Origin of the sequence: Microbulbifer echini, assembly GCF_041447225.1 — a bacterium.
Classification (GTDB): Bacteria; Pseudomonadota; Gammaproteobacteria; order Pseudomonadales; family Cellvibrionaceae; genus Microbulbifer; species Microbulbifer echini.
Genome location: NZ_JBGMEL010000001.1, coordinates 214203 through 232585, shown reverse-complemented (window position 1 = coordinate 232585; position 18383 = coordinate 214203). Strand labels below are relative to the sequence as shown.

Genomic DNA, 18383 nt, shown 5'->3' with positions numbered 1-18383 from the left:
ATGTCTGTATTTTCTGAGATATTGTTTATTCACCGCTGCAAAAAGATTCTAGCCTCGCAGTCACGGCCAAGTAGTAACTACAACATCAATGAAAAATGCTTGGTGGGGTTTGGCTCAAAGGATGGATACTTTTCTGCGGATATGAGCAGGGATAGAAAAAAGGCCAACCTTGCGGTTGGCCTTTTTCAATTTGGTGGAGATGGCGGGAGTCGAACCCGCGTCCGTCAGCACTCTGCCAGAGGCTCTACATGCTTAGCTCCGTCTATTGATTTAACCCATTACAACCCGGCGGTCAGGACGTATAGGGCGATCCCGTAAAGTGTTTAACCGCTTACCCACGGACATGGCTTGCGGCGATCCAGTTCTGTATAACAGTCTACAGCGCGATACTGGAACCTTGCTGAAGACTGCTAAGGGACGAACCCTTAGTTAGTGCTTCACAAGCTGCTTACGCAGCGAGTTGGGCACCGTAGTTGTCGTCGTTGGCAACTAATAAAATACAGCTTTGGATTTACGTGATTCGCTGCCATCACGGCATGCACCCAAGGTTTCGTCACCGGCGTCGAATCCAAGTCATCCCCGATTAGAAACACTCTCGTGTGTCACATAAGTATACCTCAAAGTTGGGGCTTGCAATAAATTTTTATGCGCCAGCTGTTCTTGAGGTGATTGGTGGTGTTCTTGGTAGGGTGGGTAGGGTGGGTAGGCGGGGGAGTGTCCCGGCGGCAGTTGCCGCCGGGCCTGCAGTCGATCGGTTAAATCACTGACTGGGCGAAGGCGGCCAGGATCAATAGTGGGCAGACTATACGTACATACCAGGGCCAGATCTTCCAGAACAGCGTGTGCTCTATATCTTCGTGGCCTTTCTTCAGCTCACCCAGCAGCTGGTCGCGGCGCCAGATCCAGCCGGCAAAGATACACAGCGCGATACCGAGCAGGGGTTGTCCGTATTCGGTACTGATACTGACTGCGAGTCCAAACAGGGTGTCGAAGTTGTAAATAATGGTGCTGCTGATAGCAAAGATAATCAGGCCCACTACCGGCGTGGCAATACGACGCGGGATACCCAGGTTTTCGATCGAGAAGGCCACCGGCACTTCTAGCATGGAGATGGAAGACGTGAGCGAGGCGATCACCATCAGTGCGAAGAAGGCGATCGCCACAAAGACTCCGGCTTCACCCATGGTATCGAACAGTGCGGGCAGTACCTGCAGAATCAGGTTGGGTCCGGCGATCAGTTCGCCGCTGGCGGAGAAGATCTGCGAACCAGCCTCCTGGGCTACGTACATGGCGGGCAAAATCAGCAGGCCGGCGGTAAAGGCGATGCCCACGTCGATCAGGGTGACCAGGGCGCCGAGGCGCGGCAGGCTCTCCTGCTGGCTTAGATAGGAGCCGTAGATCAGCATGGTGCCCACTCCCAGAGATAGGGAGAAGAAGGCCTGGCCCATGGCAGAGATCAGGAGCTTCGGAGTGAAGTGGCTGAAATCCGGCATCAGGTACACTTCCAGGCCGGTAAAGGCGCCTGGCTGGGTAAGTACATAGGCGATCAAAAGCAACAACAGAATGATCAAGGCGGGCATCAGCAGGGTGGACCAGCGCTCAATGCCTTTTTCTACGCCACTGGCAATAATCAACATGGTGAGGCCGCTGAAGACTGCGGTAAAGATCAGGTTCCGCTGGGTACTGTTTTCAGTGAGCCATTGCGCCGCTTCCTGGGCACCAAACAGGGTGGCGAAGGGTTCGGCCAGGTGGGCTACCATCCAGCCGGCCACTATGGCGTAGAAGCTCAGGATCAGGGAGGCAACGAGGATACCCCCAAAGCCGGTGAGGCCACCGAAGAAGCGGCTTACAGGGCCGTTGGAGATGGTGCGCAGTGCCTGCACCATATTGCGACGCGCATAGCGGCCGATGGTGAGCTCGGCCATCAGGGCCGGGTAGGCGAGGGCGAAGGCCAAAACCAGATAGGCGACAACAAAGGCGGCGCCGCCGTTGCTGGCGGCCTTGGTGGGGAAACCCCAGATATTGCCGAGGCCCACGGCGGACCCGGCGGCGGCCATCAAAAAGCCAATATTCGAGCTGAACTGTCCTCGAGGTGCACTCATGGTAAATCCCGTAATTATTCTTCTAATTGTTCGCCGTGCACTACTTGTGCGTTGCGCGCATTAGGCGCTGCTTCTCGCGGTTCCAGTCGCGCTGTTTTTCCGTTTCGCGCTTGTCGTGCGAAGCCTTGCCCTTGGCCAGGCAAACTTCACACTTAACCAGGTGCCCCTTCCAATACAGTGCGGTGGCCACCACCGTGTGTCCCTTCTGCTCCACAGCGGCAATCAGCTTGGACAGCTCGCGTTTGGTGAGCAGTAAGCGGCGGGTACGGTCTGGCTCGGTCACATAGTGGGTGGAGGCACTGGCAAGCGGTTGGATACGCGACCCCAGCAGCCAGGCTTCACCATTTTTGAAAATGACATAGCTGTCGGTCAGCTGGGCTTTGCCCTCGCGACAGCTTTTCACTTCCCAGCCCTGCATTTCGACGCCCGCCTCAAACTTCTCCTCAATGAAGTAGTCGTGACGGGCCTTCTTGTTGAGGGCGATGGTGTTAGATGTTTGCGCTTTCTTTTTCTTGGCCATGAAAACTTCTGATGACTAGATAAAACTGTGTCCAAAAAACTTCAGGGCCACGGTGTTGATAAAGATCAATAGCAGTATCAACGGGATAAAAGTGCCCAGGGAGAAGTTCACGTATTTTTGTGAGAAAGAGCCGGCAAAGGCGGCATCGCCTTCCTGTAGCTCTTTGTCAAAGTTGGCTTTTTTCCACTTGTAGATCACAAACAGGCACACCAGCAGGCCGTTCAACGGCAGAATGGTGTCGTAGAAAATGATCTCTACCAAATCGAAGAAGGACTTATTGACGCCGGCCAACTGAACAAATTCAGTGAACCAGTTGACCATGCCAAAGGAAACGGCGCAAGCGATGGCCAGTACAAACTGTACTCCGGCAACCACGTAAATGGCTTTTTTACGCGTCATATTGCGCTCGTCGCGCAGGGTGGCGATAGGCACTTCGATAATGGATACCAGCGAGGTAATGGCTGCGACCAGTACCAGGAAGAAGAAGATGGCGGCGACTGCACTTGCCCCCATATAACCGATGCTGTCCTGCAGGGCGAGGAAGATCTTCGGCAGGAACAGGAAGATCATGCCGGCGGAGGATTCGCTCAGCTCGGAGGGATCAATCTGCGGGTTAAAGTGGAAAATACTCGGCAGTATCAGCAGGCCTGCGGTGAAGGCCACCAGCGTATCGGTGATGGCCACGGCACGCGAGGAGCCTGGGATGGAATCCCGCTTCTTCATATAGGAGCCGTAGGTGATCATGATACCCATGCCCAGGGATAGCGAGAAAAAGGCCTGGGCCATTGCCTTACTGATTATCGTACCGTCGATTTTGCTGAAGTCTGGTATCAGGTAGTACTTAACCCCGAGGAGCGCGTTGTCCAGAGTCAGGACAAAAATCACCAGCCCAAGCAGCATGACAAACAACATGGGCATTAGGGTTTTTGCTGCGCGCTCAATACCATCCTTGACACCCATGGAGAGAATAGCGTTGATAATTAGCATCAGCGCCACCAGGTAAATAAATACCTTGGGCGTGTTAATAAAGTGGATAAAGAAATCTTGCGTGGCGAGCAGGTTGAGGTTACCGGTGACCGTTTCTATGAAGTACCCTAGTACCCACACGGTGACCACCAAATAAAATACTGCGATCATAAATGGTGTGATCAAAGCCAGCCAGCCGGGGATACGCCACAGGTGTGAGCCATTAGAGAGTTGACGGTAGGCGCCAACCGGGTCTTTATCGGAGCGGCGCCCCAGCGCCAACTCGGCCATCATCACAGGAAGGCAGATCAGGAAAACGAAGAGCGCATAGACCAGTAAAAAAGCACCGCCTCCGCTCTTGGTGGCCGCTACCGGGAATGCCACAAGATTGCCTATTCCAACTGCGGAACCAGCTGCGGCTAGGATAAAGCCCAGCCTCGACCCAAAATGCTCTCTCACTGCGGTCATAGTACTCTCGCTATTATTTTTTATCAGATACAGCTTGTCATTTTTGTTATTCCAACGGGGCCGGGTTTGTCCCGTGGGCAAAAAATGCGATTGTTACAGGAATTGTCTTGCTTGAGTAGCGCCGACTGGCAAAATTAGCGGCCGAACGACAATACCAGGCGATTTTGCCTAGCGGACTGGATTAGACAACAGGAATGACTGAAATAGAGCGCAGCGCGCTGGTGATGTACAGCGCGGAACAAATGTTTGATCTGGTCAATGATGTGGCCAGTTATCCGCAATTTTTACCCGGCTGTCGCGGAGCCGAGATTCTGCACCGCGACGAGCAAATCCTGGAGGCACGTCTGGATTTATCGCGCGCGGGTATTCGCCAGAGTTTTACCACGCGCAATCAACTGATGCGTCCGACCAGTATGACGCTGACTTTGGTGGATGGGCCTTTCGAGAATTTTACTGGACACTGGATGTTCACCCCTCTTGCGGAGAGCGCCTGCAAGGTGACCTTCTCTCTGGCGTTCTCCATGAAAAGTCGTTTAATCGCCGCTGCGGCCGGTAAGATCTTCAGTGATCTGGCCAATCAGATGGTGGCGGTGATGTGCGCGCGCGCAGAGGAAATATACGGGAAGCCCCAATGACGGAAGAGAAAACGATCTCGGTGGAGGTAGTGTATGCGCTACCGCACGAACAGCGGCTCATGCGACTACTGGTAAAAGAGGGCACCACTGCGCGGGAGGCCTTGATACGCTCCGGTATTCCCGAAGAATATCCAGAAGTAGACCCAGATAGTGCCAAGCTGGGGATTTTTGGCCAGGTATTGGGTAGTAAGGGTTTACCACCGGCGGAGAGCTATGCGTTGCAGCCTGGCGACCGGGTAGAGGTGTACCGCCCGCTGATTGCCGATCCGAAAGAGGCGCGCAAACAGCGCGCCGAGAAAGCCAAACGCCTGGCGGAGAAGAAAGGTGCCGAGGATTCCTCAGTTTAGGGCCAGTTTGCCGGTTGCCAGTCGCCGCTGGTGGATACCAGGGAATCTTCATCAAAGTAAACGCTGAAGCGTTTCTGAGTGATCTTGCCCTTTTTGTTGCGCACGCGGTTGATATAGTCCCAGCGGTTGGGGTTATAGGTATCTTCCAGCAGCGGCGTACCCAAAACAAACTGCACCTGACGGCGGGTCATACCGGGCTTCAGCTGGTCGATCATTTCCTGGGTAATGATATTGCCCTGCTGTACCTCAATGCGGTGCACACCGGGAAACTTAACCAGTGTGCAGGCACCAAGGAGGGCGCACAGGCTGGCGATGGCGATAAATTTCAGGCTAGGCGGCATTCATTGCTCCATTATGTTCTTTCATACGGTACCTCTCGCACCGATATTTTACGGCTAACCGAAGTAGGCCCCTGCGCAAGAAGAAAGTTCCCTCACCTCCGCGATTTGCCCCAGTCGGGGCGCCCGGGGTTCCGCTGACTCCGTAGGGCATGGGATAATACCCGAAGAGTCGGCTCGCTGACAGGCGGGAACCTGTGGTCTCATTTGGGTATAGACCTCTCTAGCGGGCTGATACAAGTAAAGACAATTCATAAAATCCTGTCGGGAAATATCTATTCATGTCGAACGAAAACCAGGAATTGCGCAAGGCCGGTCTGAAGGTCACCCTGCCGCGGGTTAAGATTCTGCAGTTGCTTGAAAGCACCAGTGAACAACATCTGAGTGCTGAAGATGTCTATAAGCTACTGCTGGAAGCGGGGGAGGATGTTGGTCTGGCTACGGTCTACCGGGTACTCACCCAGTTTGAGAGCGCGGGCCTGGTTGTGCGTCACAACTTCGACGGCGGCCACTCTGTATTCGAGCTGGATCGCGGCGATCACCACGATCACATGGTATGCACCGATACCGGCAAGGTGATTGAGTTTCACAACGAGGAAATCGAGGAATTGCAGCGCCAAATTGCCGAGGAGCACGGTTATGAGCTCACCGGCCACAGCTTGGTGTTGTATGTGAAGGCGAAAGAGAAGTAGTCCATTCGGGTGCGGCGTCCGCCGCACCCATTCCATAACGGCTTTCTATCGAGGCTGGCAGGGCGGCGTATAGAGTTCTGGGAACTTGCCGATTTTATCCGCGTAGAACTCCCTCAGCTTATTTAATTCCGCTTCCAGGTTCTCACTCAGTTGAGCGATAGGGCCGATAACCACCTCTTTTTTAGAAAAGTTGATGGAGCCCAATACCAGCGGCACTTTGGCACTGCGCGCGATATGGTAGAAACCGGATTTCCAGCGCTCAGCCATAGCGCGGGTCCCTTCAGGCGGAATAGCGATAACCAGTTCTTTGCGCAACTTAAACTGGCGAACAGTGGCGTCTACCAGGTTGTTGGACTTGCCGCGGTCTACAGCGATCCCACCAAACCAGCGCATGGGGCCGCCGAGGGGAAACTTGAACAGCTTGTCTTTGCCCATCCACTGCGGCGTCATCTTTAGCTTGAGCGCGGCGAGAATAAAGTAATAGCCGTCCCAGTTCGTGGTGTGAGGGGCCCCTATTAATACGTATTTCTTCAGCTTCAGTGACTGTTGGTCACCTTTGGCGCGCCACCCGTGCAACTTCAACAACAGCTTGGCTACCTGGCGCAGTAGCGGCGTGACAACCGGGGTATTAAAAATCGTTCTCTGCATAAACTCGGCCGATACTACTCAAACAAAGTTAAACAAGCGGCCCAGTATATGGTGACTTCAGCCGCCACACCCAGTCATATTTGGTCTATTCGTCCTAAAACGGTATATATCACCGGCAGGACGGCTATTTTGCCCGATTGCTGGCGGTTATTTATTGATCTGCGGGATAAGATTGCACACCACCCCCAGAGGAGGCGTGCGAGTGTCCTATTGGTCAGTTAAGACTTGTGGATAAGAGTGTACTTGGGGGCGTCTCTGAAAAGAGGAAGCGCCCAAGGTTATAAGAGGAGCTCAGGGTACTCTGCCGAGCATCTCTTCCGCATGGGCCAGGGATTGAGGGCTGGGTTGCCCGCCGAGCATGCGTGCGATCTCCTCGCGTCGCTCGCCGTTTTTTAGCTCGCGTAAGGCGACCCATGCTTGCTCCCCGTCGCTGTGCTTTTCCACCAGATATTGCCGGTGAGCGCGGGCGGCCACTTGTGCCAGGTGGGTGACACAGATGACCTGGCCGCAGCGGCCGTTGCGGGTCTCGCCCAGTTGGCGCAGTAAACGGCCGACGACATCGCCGGTGGCGCCGCCAATTCCCACATCCACCTCATCGAATACCAGGGTGGGGGTGCGGGAGGTCTGTGCCGTCACGACCTGGATGGCGAGGCTCACCCGCGACAGCTCACCACCGGAGGCAATTTTGCCCAGCGGGCGCGGCGGTTGGCCGGGGTTGGTTGAAATTAGAATTTCGGCTTCTTCCAGACCGTGACTGCAGGGTTTATCCAGCGCCTGCAGGGCCAGCGCCACCCTGGCATGGGGCATAGCCAAATCCCCCAATTGTTGGTTGACCGCCTCGGCTAAGGATTCTGCGGCCCGCAGCCTGAGCTGGCTCAGTTTGCCGGCGGTAGTGCGGAATTGCTGTTCCAGTTTTGTGCAGGTGCTGGCGAGGCGTTCTAAGGCATCTTCCGTGCCGATGTCGTCGAGTTCCTCCTGCAACTGCCGCTGCAAAGCGGGTAACTCAGAGGGCTTTACACGGTGCTTGCGCGCGGCCTGGTAGATGGCGCTGAGGCGGTCTTCCACTTCGGACAGGCGCTCCGGGTCCATCTCGAAGCGGTCAATATGACGCGACAGGCTACTGGCGGCTTCATCGATCTGGATGCGCGCGCTGTCGAGCATTTGCGTCACTTCCACCAATGCGGGTGCTTGTTCTGGCATGGCGGAAAGCAGTTGCAGTGCCCGGTGCAGCTGCTCGGCGATATCCCCCTCTCCGCCGGATAGCAGGGCGGCCAGCTGGTAGCTGCCACTGAGGATATCTCCGGCATTGGCCAGCTGGCGCTGCTCGCTCTCCAGCGTTTCAATCTCTCCCTCGCTCATCTCCAGCTGTTCCAGCTCACGCAGCTGGTACTGCAGCAGGTGGCGGCGCGCCTCGGCCTCTTCGGCACTGCTGGCCAACGTGCGGTAGCGGCGGTACTGGTCCTGCCAGGTTTTAAAGCGGCTGCGGGTCTCGGCGGCCAGATCCTGAGCCTGGGCGAACTCGTCCAATAGGCGGCGGTGGGTTTCCTTTTTCAGCAGCGATTGGTGTTCGTGCTGGCTGTGGATATCGATCAGCTGTTCGCCCAGGGCGCGCAGCTGCAGTAGGGTCACCGGCTGGCCGTTGATGTAAGCGCGCGAGCGCCCATCAGAGCCGATAGTGCGGCGAAGAATGACTTCCTGGCCGATATCTAATTCCTGAGATTCAAGCCATGCGGTGGCGCTGGGGTGATCGGAGATATCGAAAGTGGCACTGATATCGGCGCGTTGGGCGCCAGCGCGCACCAGTTCGGCGCTGCCGCGGCCGCCCAAAGCGAGCCCCAGTGCATCGAGGGTGATGGACTTGCCCGCGCCGGTTTCGCCGGTGAGGGTGCTAGTTCCGGGGCCGAACTCCAACTCCAGTTGGTCCACCAGGGTGAATTGGCTGATAGACAGATGCAGCAACATAGTTATCGCTTTTATGTCCTTGTTTTGTCGACAGGCACCTCGGCCTTTGGTAGTGGTTATTTATACAGTATCTGTTCCCGGTTAGCTATAGGGCCGGGGCCACATTACCCTGCCGGAATGCGCGGACGCTAAAAACCACTTGAACTGTGCGGAGATGGCCCCATATAGCCCCAGAGCCCGCGGGGCGGGCCCAACTCATTACTGACAGAGTCGACGCGACGGAGAAAGCAGTGGCCAGAGAGCGCAGCGAAGAAGATCAGATCAAAGAGGGGGTGCAGCCGGAATCACTGGCTGATGAACACCTGACAGCGACGGACGAGGCGGTTTCCGCGGAGATTGAAGATCCCTCCGCAGCCGAGCGCGAGCAGGCTGAAGAAGCCCTGCACGAAGAGGCGGAGAGTGCCGATACCCTGCACGATGAAATCATCAAACTGCAGGAGCAGTTGACGGTGCAGAAGGATATCGCCCTGCGTGCCCAGGCCGAGGAGCAAAACGCCCGTCGCCGTGCGCAGCAGGATGTGGAGCGCGCGCGCAAGTTTGCGGTAGAGAAACTGCTGCAGGATTTGTTGCCGGTTGTAGACAACCTGGAGCGCGCCCTCGCCACCATCGATCCCGCAGATGAAGGCAACAAAGCATTGGTGGAAGGTATCGAGCTAACCCACAAATCTTTCGTCGATACTCTGACGAAAAATTCCGTGGAAATTGTCGATCCGGCCGGTGAGCCCTTCGACCCCGAGCTACACCAGGCTATGACCCAGGTGCCCAGTGGGGAGGTGGAACCGAATACGGTGATGGAAGTGTTTCAAAAAGGGTATCGCCTTAACGGTCGCCTGGTGCGTCCGGCCATGGTGGTGGTCAGCAAAGCGCCGTAACGGCAGGTGTGCAAAGCGGCCTTGAATTTCATCGGCCGGCACCAATATAGCTGACATCAGGAATTATTCGCGCGCAGTAAACAGAGAAGAGCTGGCCGCGCGCACCAAATGAGGATTTTACAGATGGGAAAAATTATCGGCATCGACCTGGGTACCACCAACAGTTGTGTGGCGGTCCTGGATGGTGACAAAGCGCGTGTAATCGAGAACGCCGAAGGCGATCGTACTACACCTTCTATTGTTGCCTTCACTGACGACAACGAAATCCTGGTGGGCCAGTCCGCCAAGCGTCAGGCGGTGACCAATCCCCAGAATACTCTGTTTGCGGTAAAACGCCTGATTGGCCGTAAATTCAAGGATGACGTTGTTCAGAAAGATATCAAAATGGTGCCTTATACCATTACTGAAGCTGACAACGGTGATGCCTGGGTAGAAGTGAAGGGCGATAAAAAAGCGCCGCCGCAGGTATCCGCTGAAGTCCTGAAGAAAATGAAAAAGACCGCGGAAGATTTTCTCGGTGAGAAAGTCGATGCTGCGGTAATTACCGTACCGGCTTACTTTAACGACTCCCAGCGTCAGGCGACCAAAGACGCCGGCCGTATCGCGGGTCTGGATGTGAAGCGCATTATCAATGAGCCCACTGCCGCCGCTCTGGCCTATGGCCTCGACAAGCAGGGTGGCGATCGCACCGTAGCGGTATACGACCTGGGTGGTGGTACCTTCGATATCTCCATCATCGAAATCGCCGACGTCGATGGCGAGAAGCAATTCGAAGTACTGTCCACCAACGGTGACACCTTCCTCGGTGGTGAAGACTTTGACATGCGTCTGATCGAATACCTCGCAGAGGAATTCAAGAAAGATCAGGGTATTGATCTGAAAGGCGATCCCCTGGCCATGCAGCGTCTGAAGGAAGCGGCAGAAAAAGCCAAGATCGAGCTGTCCTCCAGCCAGCAGACCGAAGTGAACCTGCCGTATATCACCGCCGATGCCACCGGTCCCAAGCACTTGGTTGTTAAGCTGACACGCGCCAAGCTGGAAAGCCTGGTGGAAGAACTGGTCGCCCGCTCCCTGGAGCCGGTAAAAATTGCCCTGCAGGACGCCGATCTGTCCGCCTCTGGCGTAGACGAAGTGATCCTGGTGGGTGGTCAGACCCGTATGCCACTGGTTCAGCAAAAAGTGACCGAATTCTTCGGTAAAGAGCCGCGCAAAGACGTAAACCCGGACGAAGCCGTTGCCATGGGCGCTGCCATTCAGGGCGCCGTGCTGTCTGGTGATGTAAAAGACGTACTGCTGCTGGACGTAACCCCGCTGACCCTGGGTATCGAAACCATGGGTGGTGTTGCGACTCCGCTGATCGACAAGAACACCACGATTCCCACCAAGAAGTCCCAGGTGTTCTCCACTGCGGATGACAACCAGACTGCGGTCACCATTCACGTGGTGCAGGGCGAGCGCAAACAGGCTTCCCAGAATAAATCTCTGGGTCGTTTTGACCTGGCCGACATTCCGCCATCCCCCCGCGGTGTTCCGCAGATCGAAGTGACCTTCGATATCGATGCCAACGGCATCCTGCACGTACACGCGAAAGATAAGGCGACAGGCAAAGAGCAGTCCATCGTGATCAAGGCCTCTTCCGGTCTGTCCGAGGACGAGATCGATAAGATGGTGCAGGACGCTGAGGCCAATGCCGAAGCGGACAAGCAGTTCGAGGAGCTGGTGCAGACTCGCAATACCCTCGACGGTCTGATCTCTGCCACCAAGAAGACTCTGGAAGAAGCTGGCGACAAGGCCACCGCTGACGAGAAATCCGCGATTGAAGCGGCAATCACCGAAGCGGAAGAGGCGGTCAAAGGCAACGACAAGGCGGCCATGGAAGCGGCGACCACCAAGCTGACCGAAGCTTCTGGCCCGGTTGCACAGAAAATGTACGCCGAGCAGGCCCAGGCCGCTGGTGCCGAAGAGGCTGCCGGTGCTGGTGCCCAGGGTGAACAGCAGTCCTCCGCGGGCGACGATGCGGTAGACGCGGAGTTCGAAGAAGTTAAGGACGACAAAAAAGAAGGTAAGTAAGCGTTCGCTTGCATTTCCGGTGGCAGCTTTTACAGTGGCCACCGGAGCACTTCAGGGGCGCGGCGCCTTACTTTCAGAGGCCCGCGCCCTGTGTTGTTTCAGGTACCTGCCAATATGGCTGCGTTTGAGCGGTTTGGCAGGGCTCCGCAATGGTAATTTGCGGGGTTTGGTTAGGAACTGAAAAGTAGAAAGAGAGTTTGGCCGTTCTTGATGCCGGACCAGAGAACATAGTTTTATGTCGAAACGCGATTATTACGAAGTCCTGGGCGTCGAGCGTGGCGCTTCAGATGCAGAGCTGAAGAAAGCTTACCGCCGGGTGGCCATGAAGTTTCACCCGGACCGCAACCCCGATGATGCGGAAGCGGAAAATAAATTCAAAGAGGCCAACGAAGCCTACGAGGTACTGTCCGACTCGCAGAAGCGCGCGGCTTATGACCAGTTTGGTCACGCCGGTGTGGAAGGCCAGATGGGCGGTGGCGGAGCCGGCGGTTTTGGTGGCTTCTCCGATATCTTCGGCGATGTGTTCGGCGATATTTTCGGTGGAGGCGGCGGTGGTGGCCGTCGCGGTGGCCCGGCGCGCGGTTCCGACCTGCGCTATGACCTGGAGCTGGATCTGGAAGATGCGGTGCGCGGCACTACCGTCAAGATCCGGGTACCCACGCTGGTCTCTTGTGACAGCTGCCACGGTTCCGGTGCCAAGGCCGGCTCTTCGCCGCAGACCTGTGGTACCTGTGGCGGGGCGGGCCAGGTACGCATGCAGCAGGGTTTCTTCTCTGTTCAGCAAACCTGCCCCAACTGCCGTGGTCGCGGCTCTATCATCTCCGACCCCTGTGGCAGTTGCCATGGTCGCGGCCGGGTAGAGGAAACCAAGACTCTGTCGGTTAAAGTGCCTCCCGGTGTGGATACCGGCGATCGTATTCGCTTGACTGGTGAGGGTGAAGCGGGCCCCGATGGCGGCCCCGCGGGAGACCTTTACGTGCAGGTGGTGGTAAAAGAGCACGACCTGTTTCAGCGCGATGGCAAGAACCTCTATTGCGAAGTGCCGATCAGCTTTTCCGCCGCCGCCCTCGGCGGTGAACTGGAAGTGCCAACCCTAGAAGGCAAGGTGAAGCTGAAGATCCCGGCCGAGAGTCAGACAGGCAAGCTGTTCCGCTTGCGCGGTAAGGGCGTCACTCCGGTACGCGGTGGTGCCACTGGCGACCTGCTTTGCCGTGTTGTGGTGGAAACCCCGGTGAGCCTTTCCAGTAAGCAAAAAGAACTGCTACAGGCGTTTGCCGATACGCTCAGTGAGAAGAAGAATGCACCACGCCAGACCGGTTGGTTCGAGGGCGTGAAGAGCTTTTTTGGCGATATGAAGCTGTAACCTAGCGGCTACTAATCAACAGGTGGCTTCTATTCTGGGGCTACCTGAGATAGTGAATGTTGGCCCGGTGTCGATACCGGGTCAGCCCTCTTGGGCAGAGCGGGCTCTCAGGCGCGCGGCGAGTCCCTGCAGGAATTCTTGCTGAATTCTGCTCACCTCCTTTAATTGCTGTTTATTTAGTATTCCCTTTAATTCTTTTAGTGTTTGAGCGCTGATAGCGGCTAACTGTGCGCCTATTTCGCCGCGTTGTTTGGGTGTCAGGCGAATTTTATCGCCGCTCAAAAAGCCATAGTGCTCTAGCACGGCTTTTTTTTCCGCGATGCTTTTTTGCATAATGGGCAACACGGCTTTCTTCTGGCCAGGAGTGAGCTGCAGACGCAGCGTCACCCAATCGTTGATATCGTCATATCTCTCCCAAAAATCGGCATTGCTTCCCTGTTGCTGGGCGGACACTGGCGTACTACCAAAAGCCAGAGTCAGGGAAATTACCACCACCAGTACATTCGGCAGGTGGTTTGATCGAATCATAAGTCGCATGATGGCGCTCCATTTACCCCACTGAAATAAGCCTAGCACCGGTACTTGTCACCGTTTTTAAGGCGTGCTGGTTACTTGGTAATAAAGATGTGCTTCGTAATTTCTCTTGTGCCCATAAAAGTGTGGGGGTCAGATTGACCGGTGAAGAAAATGATCACTTTTAATCGGCTCTTTTTGTAGCTGCTTTCTGGCCGTGCGGGGTAATATTCCGCTCCTTATGGGCGTAAAGCAGGAGCGTTGCAATGGCAGTAAAAATAGCGATCACTGGATTTGGCGGACGTATGGGGCGGGCCCTGGCGGAGGCGTTAATGCTCGCTAAAGAGGCGGAACTCTCCGCAGCCATAGTGCGCCCCGGTTCCAGCCTGGTGGGCGCCGATGCCGGTGAGGTTGCCGGCCTTGGTCGCAATGGCATCGCGATTGTAGACCGTTTGGAAAAATCAGAATTCGATGTACTGATCGACTTCAGTGCACCCCAGGCCACGGTAGAAAACGCGGCTTACTGCGCAGCCCAGAATCGCCCCATAGTGATTGGTACCACTGGATTTGATGCCGGACAAAAAACTGCAGTGCTCAGTCACAGTGACAAAATACCACTTTGCCTGGCTAGTAATTTTTCCACGGGCGTAAACCTGTGCTTTAAATTGCTGGAAACCGCTGCGCGGGTAATGGGCGAAGACGCGGATATAGAAGTTGTGGAGGCCCATCATCGCCATAAAGTGGATGCCCCATCGGGTACCGCGCTAAGCATGGGCGAGGTCGTCGCGGAAACACTTGGGCGCGATCTGGATAAAGTGGCTATTTATGGGCGCGAGGGCCAGACGGGTGCGCGCGAGCGTGACACCATCGGCTTCGCCACCGTGCGTGGCGGTGATGTCGTCGGAGAGCACACGGTGATGTTTTTGGCCGAGGGAGAGCGGGTTGAAATAAGTCATCGCGCCAGCAGCCGCCTTTCTTTTGCTCGCGGGGCAGTGCGAGCAGCGCTATGGTTGGCGGGTGAAGAGGGCTCGGCACGGGCACCGGGATACTATGATATGCGCGACGTGCTGGGACTGAATTAATTTGCCCGCAGCAACGGTTTTCTGAAGGGTAGGAAAAGGATTCGGGGAGTTCTCTCTCTCCCGATAAATTAAAAAATGTTGAGGATTTGTGTTTGGAAAAAAAGCTGATTGTCGGCAGTGAAGAGTGGTGTGCTTTTCCCGGTTTGGGAATCCCCGCGATCAAGGCTCGGGTAGATTCCGGGGCTAAAACATCATGCCTGCACGCATATAATATTCAGACGTTTAAACGCGACGGTGAGCCCTGGGTGAGCTTCGAGGCGCACCCGCTGCAACACCAGCGCCGTCCCACCGTGCGCTGTGAAGCCCGCATACTCGATAAGCGCCTGGTACGCAGTTCCTCGGGGGAATCGGAGAGGCGTCCGGTCATTCGCACCGCGCTCTCGATCGGCGGCAGTGTCTGGGATATCGAGTTGACCCTGACCAACCGCGACAGCATGGGCTACCGAATGTTGCTCGGGCGCGAGGCGATGCTCGGACGCATGATGGTCGACCCCTCCGAAGGTTTTTGTCTGGGCGAGATGCCAAAAAGTCAGCTCGATGAATTTTATCGGGACGAGCACCATATCGCAGGCACCGGACTGCGCATCGGCTTGTTGGCCTCCAATCCGGATCTTTACAGCAATCGCCGCATCATGGAGGCGGGCGCCGAACGCGGCCACCGCATGACCTTTTTGGATGTGCGCCAGTGTTATATGAAGCTGGATGCGGATGAGCCCGAGGTGCACTACCGCGACGGCCGTGTCCTGAATAACCTGGATGCCATTATTCCGAGAATTCGTCCCAGCCAGACTTTTTACGGTTGCGCGCTGACTCGCCACTTCGAGAGCCTGGAGGTGTTTGCCTTGAATGGTTCTGCGGCGATCAGCCAATCGCGGGACAAGCTGTTTTCTCTGCAATTGTTGCAGCGGAATGGTTTGAACATCCCCACCTCGGGTTTTGCCAATTCGCCGGTGGACACCAATGAGCTGATTGAAATGGTCGGCGGTGCGCCTTTGGTGGTGAAGCTGCTTGAGGGCACCCAGGGGCGCGGCGTGGTACTGGCGGAAACCCGCAAGGCGGGAGAGTCGGTGATCAATGCCTTTAAGTCACTGAAAGCGAACCTGTTGGTGCAGGAATTTATTCGCGAGGCTCAGGGCAAGGATCTGCGCCTGTTTGTAATCGATGGGCGTGTAGTCGCCTCGATTCAGCGGGAGGCTGCACCGGGCGAGTTTCGTGCCAATATCCACCAGGGTGGTACCGCTTCGGTGGTTAAGGTAACCGCGGATGAAAAGCGCATTGCGGTGAAGGCGGCGAAAGCGCTGGGCTTGAAGGTGGCTGGGGTGGATATTATCCGCTCGCGCAAGGGCCCGCTGCTGCTTGAGGTGAACTCTTCACCTGGTCTTGAGGGGATCGAGAGTGCCACCCGCAAAGATGTGGCAGGCGCCATGATTATGTCGATTGAAAAGGCCTTGAAGTGGCGTTCGGCGGCGTCGGTACATGCGCCGCGCAGCGACTCGGAAAGCGATTCGCCTAAGCAGTAAGCCGTATGGCGGGGCGTCGGCGGTGCCGGGCCCGGTGGACTAACCTTCAGGGGTGGCCGGGCTTTCCGCTGGCGCGCTTATCGAGCCTCGGTAGCGTTTGAGTGCCGTAGGTATCCGCCGATAGACACCCTGTGCCGGGGCCGCTCCTACGGTACAGGCAGTGTGAACCGCAGGGCTTATACGACCGTGAAGACACCTAGCCACAGACTTTCGCTCCCCCGCCTTTCCCTCTTCTTTTCACTGCTGTTGAGTGTATTGATTGCGCCTGTGGCCCTGGCTGCGGTCAATCTTTCGGACACCCCCTTGGGGCGGCGAGTGATGGTGGATTACATCGTGCATTTCGCCTACAACCTGCAGTGGCCGGTCAATGCCTTCGACAATCACAGCGCACCGTTCAAAGTGTGTCTGCTGGGTGGCGATTCTCTGGGAGAGACCCTGGCGGAGCGTTTCAAGAACCAGCGTATCGATGGGCGTCGGGTGGCGCTGGAGAGGATCGATCTCAAAGACATACTGCGCGCGCGCAAGTGCCAGATTGTGGTTCTCGGTTCAATGGATCGCGCCAACCTGCTGAAGACGCTGGTGACCGTGGAATTCTTTCCTGTCCTTACGGTGAGCGATGCCGAGCGCTTTGCGGTAACCGGGGGGATGATCGAGTTTGCCGACACCAATGGTGAGGTGGCTTTGCGCATGAACAAAACCATGCTGGAGAAAGCGGAGTTGAAGATGGGTAACAGTTTGTTCCGCCTCGGCCGCAAGATGGAGTGAGGAGAGGATTTGGATCGCTTTTGCTGCATTTTTGCACTAGCGTCCATGGGTAAATTCGCGTAGAATCTGCGCCCGATTTGGGCCGGTGCCGCGAAGCTGAATCGCACAGCGCGAGCCCACCGAAAAGCCGGTGGCAAGCATCGGCTCAACTTGTGAGAGCCGCGCGTGAAAAAATTTTTAAAGCGAGATGAAGCTGCGATGTTTCATCTCGCTTTTTTATGCGCGCGCCAGTCAGGAGCCTGTATGCTCCTAAGCCCGCAAACCCCGCCCGGAAGCAGTTCTGAAGATTGGAGTTCAATTTGACTAAAGCTGTCCCTACGTCGGAGGCTTTCATGCCCCACAACTTTATGCAGAGTACAACTCCCGCGCTGCTGGTGCTCGCAGATGGTAGCGTCTTTGAAGGACGCGCCATCGGCGCCCACGGCAGTTCTGTTGGCGAGGTGGTGTTCAACACCTCAATGACCGGCTATCAGGAGATCCTTACCGATCCCTCCTACGCCCGCCAGATTGTGACTCTGACTTATCCACATATCGGCAACACGGGTACCAACCAGGAAGACGAAGAGTGCGCCGAGATCTGGGCCGCCGGCCTAGTGATTCGCGATCTGCCGCTGCTGGCCAGTAGTTTTCGCAGTGAGCAGTCCCTAGAGGACTACCTGCGCGAGCGCAATATCGTCGGCATCGCGGATATCGATACCCGTCGCCTGACTCGTCTGCTGCGCGACAAGGGCGCCCAGAGCGGTTGTATTGTCGCTGGCGACAATATCGACCGCGAGGAAGCCCTGGCCAAGGCCAAGGGTTTCGCCGGCCTGAAAGGCATGGACCTGGCCAAGGTGGTTAGCACCAAGGAAGCCTACCCCTTTATCGAAGGCACCTGGACCCTTGGTGAAGGCCACAAAGCCGCGCCGGAGCAGCCCTTCAAAGTGGTGGCTTACGACTTTGGTGTGAAGCGTAATATCCTGCGTATGCTGGTGGATCGCGGCTGTGATATCACGGTGGTACCGGCGGAGACCCCAGCCTCGGAAGTACTGGCGATGAATCCCAACGGTGTCTTCCTGTCCAACGGACCCGGCGACCCCGAGCCCTGCGAATACGCGATTGCCGCTATCCGCGAAATCCTCGACGCCGGTATCCCCACCTACGGCATCTGCTTGGGACACCAGCTGCTGGGTCTGGCAGTGGGTGGCAAAACCGCCAAGATGAAGTTCGGTCACCACGGTGGTAACCACCCGGTACAGGACCTGAACAGCACCAAGGTGATGATCACTGCGCAGAACCACGGCTTCGAAGTGGACGCCGATAGCTTGCCGGGCAATGTGGAAGTTACCCACAAGTCCCTGTTCGACGGCACCTTGCAGGGTATCCGCCTGACAGACAAGCCGGCCTTCAGCTTTCAGGGCCACCCGGAAGCGAGCCCGGGCCCACACGATGTGGCGCCGCTGTTCGACCACTTTATCGATTTGATGAAAGAGCGCGCCTAAGGGTGTAGCTGCCCAGGGTAGGGCGAACAACCGCCGCTT

The 18383-nt window shown here is 56.4% G+C and carries 17 protein-coding genes, 1 other RNA gene and 1 pseudogene; 11 read left to right on the top strand and 8 right to left on the bottom strand.

Translation table 11 applies throughout. The features are described 5' to 3' along the window. Nucleotides 1-191 precede the first annotated feature (191 nt). From ssrA to ACCI51_RS00940, 4 genes are all read right to left on the bottom strand, one after another. Nucleotides 192-581: a transfer-messenger RNA gene (ssrA, locus tag ACCI51_RS00955) on the bottom strand. A gap of 174 nt (nt 582-755) precedes the next feature. Beyond that, entirely contained in the window at nt 756-2102 is a 1347-nt protein-coding gene (locus ACCI51_RS00950; RefSeq protein ID WP_299579492.1) for a sodium-dependent transporter, read from the bottom strand. 40 nt (nt 2103-2142) lie between these two features. Further along, nucleotides 2143-2622, bottom strand: coding sequence for an SsrA-binding protein SmpB (gene smpB / locus ACCI51_RS00945; protein WP_299579489.1), 480 nt, complete (start codon nt 2620-2622; stop codon nt 2143-2145). Nucleotides 2623-2637: 15 nt separating this feature from the next. Beyond that, nucleotides 2638-4056, bottom strand: a complete 1419-nt coding sequence (locus ACCI51_RS00940; RefSeq protein WP_299579486.1) for a sodium-dependent transporter — start codon at nt 4054-4056, stop codon at nt 2638-2640. A 194-nt stretch (nt 4057-4250) separates the two neighbouring features. Here ACCI51_RS00940 and ACCI51_RS00935 point away from each other — a divergent pair, with 194 nt between their 5' ends. Then, on the top strand, nt 4251-4691 hold the full coding sequence (locus ACCI51_RS00935; RefSeq protein ID WP_371842266.1) for a type II toxin-antitoxin system RatA family toxin: 441 nt from the start codon (nt 4251-4253) through the stop codon (nt 4689-4691). Beyond that, nucleotides 4688-5038 carry an RnfH family protein gene (locus ACCI51_RS00930; RefSeq protein ID WP_371842265.1) on the top strand — a complete coding sequence of 117 codons (351 nt, stop codon included), beginning with the start codon at nt 4688-4690 and terminating at the stop codon, nt 5036-5038. Before ACCI51_RS00935 ends, ACCI51_RS00930 begins: the two co-directional genes overlap by 4 nt. Here ACCI51_RS00930 and ACCI51_RS00925 read toward each other — a convergent pair. After that, on the bottom strand, nt 5035-5379 hold the full coding sequence (locus ACCI51_RS00925) for an outer membrane protein assembly factor BamE (protein ID WP_299579477.1): 345 nt from the start codon (nt 5377-5379) through the stop codon (nt 5035-5037). The genes ACCI51_RS00930 and ACCI51_RS00925 overlap by 4 nt on opposite strands. Nucleotides 5380-5657: 278 nt before the next feature. Between ACCI51_RS00925 and fur the strand changes: the two genes are divergently transcribed. Further along, nucleotides 5658-6068: a ferric iron uptake transcriptional regulator gene (fur, locus tag ACCI51_RS00920; RefSeq protein WP_020414626.1), complete on the top strand. Its 411-nt coding sequence runs from the start codon at nt 5658-5660 to the stop codon at nt 6066-6068. Between the two features lie 45 nt (nt 6069-6113). Here the strand turns inward: fur and ACCI51_RS00915 are convergent, their stop codons facing one another. Beyond that, nucleotides 6114-6716, bottom strand: a complete 603-nt coding sequence (locus ACCI51_RS00915) for a 1-acyl-sn-glycerol-3-phosphate acyltransferase (RefSeq protein WP_299579474.1) — start codon at nt 6714-6716, stop codon at nt 6114-6116. A gap of 291 nt (nt 6717-7007) precedes the next feature. Continuing rightward, entirely contained in the window at nt 7008-8678 is a 1671-nt protein-coding gene (gene recN, locus ACCI51_RS00910; RefSeq protein WP_299579471.1) for a DNA repair protein RecN, read from the bottom strand. A 230-nt stretch (nt 8679-8908) separates the two neighbouring features. On the opposite strand from recN, the gene grpE reads away from it, so the two are divergent. The 3 genes from grpE (at nt 8909) to dnaJ (ending at nt 12983) form a co-directional block, all read left to right on the top strand. Then, nucleotides 8909-9550 carry a nucleotide exchange factor GrpE gene (gene grpE, locus ACCI51_RS00905; RefSeq protein ID WP_299579468.1) on the top strand — a complete coding sequence of 214 codons (642 nt, stop codon included), beginning with the start codon at nt 8909-8911 and terminating at the stop codon, nt 9548-9550. A 123-nt stretch (nt 9551-9673) separates the two neighbouring features. Beyond that, the gene (dnaK, locus tag ACCI51_RS00900; protein ID WP_299579465.1) at nt 9674-11620 is read left to right on the top strand and encodes a molecular chaperone DnaK; all 1947 of its coding nucleotides are present in this window, start codon (nt 9674-9676) and stop codon (nt 11618-11620) included. A gap of 235 nt (nt 11621-11855) precedes the next feature. Next, nucleotides 11856-12983 (top strand): molecular chaperone DnaJ, encoded by a 1128-nt coding sequence (gene dnaJ, locus ACCI51_RS00895; protein WP_371842264.1) that lies wholly within the window; start codon nt 11856-11858, stop codon nt 12981-12983. 81 nt (nt 12984-13064) lie between these two features. Here the strand turns inward: dnaJ and ACCI51_RS00890 are convergent, their stop codons facing one another. Continuing rightward, on the bottom strand, nt 13065-13520 hold the full coding sequence (locus ACCI51_RS00890; protein WP_299579459.1) for a hypothetical protein: 456 nt from the start codon (nt 13518-13520) through the stop codon (nt 13065-13067). Nucleotides 13521-13762: 242 nt separating this feature from the next. On the opposite strand from ACCI51_RS00890, the gene dapB reads away from it, so the two are divergent. The 5 genes and pseudogenes from dapB (at nt 13763) to carA (ending at nt 18344) form a co-directional block, all read left to right on the top strand. Continuing rightward, nucleotides 13763-14578 carry a 4-hydroxy-tetrahydrodipicolinate reductase gene (gene dapB / locus ACCI51_RS00885; RefSeq protein WP_371842263.1) on the top strand — a complete coding sequence of 272 codons (816 nt, stop codon included), beginning with the start codon at nt 13763-13765 and terminating at the stop codon, nt 14576-14578. A gap of 86 nt (nt 14579-14664) precedes the next feature. Then, nucleotides 14665-15024 (top strand): annotated as a pseudogene (locus tag ACCI51_RS00880) (ATP-dependent zinc protease family protein); the annotation flags it as partial. 132 nt (nt 15025-15156) lie between these two features. Beyond that, nucleotides 15157-16098: a 30S ribosomal protein S6--L-glutamate ligase gene (gene rimK / locus ACCI51_RS00875; protein ID WP_371842436.1), complete on the top strand. Its 942-nt coding sequence runs from the start codon at nt 15157-15159 to the stop codon at nt 16096-16098. 186 nt (nt 16099-16284) lie between these two features. After that, a complete protein-coding gene (locus ACCI51_RS00870) occupies nt 16285-16863 on the top strand; it encodes a YfiR family protein (RefSeq protein ID WP_371842262.1) in 579 nt (192 codons plus the stop codon). A gap of 332 nt (nt 16864-17195) precedes the next feature. Beyond that, nucleotides 17196-18344 (top strand): glutamine-hydrolyzing carbamoyl-phosphate synthase small subunit, encoded by a 1149-nt coding sequence (carA, locus tag ACCI51_RS00865; protein ID WP_371842261.1) that lies wholly within the window; start codon nt 17196-17198, stop codon nt 18342-18344. Nucleotides 18345-18383: the final 39 nt, after the last annotated feature.

Excerpts from the sequence above, each read along its gene's own strand:
- ACCI51_RS00950 (WP_299579492.1), bottom strand. The coding sequence starts at position 2,102 with ATGAGTGCACCTCGAGGACAGTTCAGCTCGAATATTGGCTTTTTGATG.
- smpB (WP_299579489.1), bottom strand. The coding sequence starts at position 2,622 with ATGGCCAAGAAAAAGAAAGCGCAAACATCTAACACCATCGCCCTCAAC.
- ACCI51_RS00940 (WP_299579486.1), bottom strand. The coding sequence starts at position 4,056 with ATGACCGCAGTGAGAGAGCATTTTGGGTCGAGGCTGGGCTTTATCCTA.
- ACCI51_RS00935 (WP_371842266.1), top strand. The coding sequence starts at position 4,251 with ATGACTGAAATAGAGCGCAGCGCGCTGGTGATGTACAGCGCGGAACAA.
- ACCI51_RS00930 (WP_371842265.1), top strand. The coding sequence starts at position 4,688 with ATGACGGAAGAGAAAACGATCTCGGTGGAGGTAGTGTATGCGCTACCG.
- ACCI51_RS00925 (WP_299579477.1), bottom strand. The coding sequence starts at position 5,379 with ATGCCGCCTAGCCTGAAATTTATCGCCATCGCCAGCCTGTGCGCCCTC.
- fur (WP_020414626.1), top strand. The coding sequence starts at position 5,658 with ATGTCGAACGAAAACCAGGAATTGCGCAAGGCCGGTCTGAAGGTCACC.
- ACCI51_RS00915 (WP_299579474.1), bottom strand. The coding sequence starts at position 6,716 with ATGCAGAGAACGATTTTTAATACCCCGGTTGTCACGCCGCTACTGCGC.
- recN (WP_299579471.1), bottom strand. The coding sequence starts at position 8,678 with ATGTTGCTGCATCTGTCTATCAGCCAATTCACCCTGGTGGACCAACTG.
- dnaK (WP_299579465.1), top strand. The coding sequence starts at position 9,674 with ATGGGAAAAATTATCGGCATCGACCTGGGTACCACCAACAGTTGTGTG.
- dnaJ (WP_371842264.1), top strand. The coding sequence starts at position 11,856 with ATGTCGAAACGCGATTATTACGAAGTCCTGGGCGTCGAGCGTGGCGCT.
- ACCI51_RS00890 (WP_299579459.1), bottom strand. The coding sequence starts at position 13,520 with ATGCGACTTATGATTCGATCAAACCACCTGCCGAATGTACTGGTGGTG.
- dapB (WP_371842263.1), top strand. The coding sequence starts at position 13,763 with ATGGCAGTAAAAATAGCGATCACTGGATTTGGCGGACGTATGGGGCGG.
- carA (WP_371842261.1), top strand. The coding sequence starts at position 17,196 with ATGCCCCACAACTTTATGCAGAGTACAACTCCCGCGCTGCTGGTGCTC.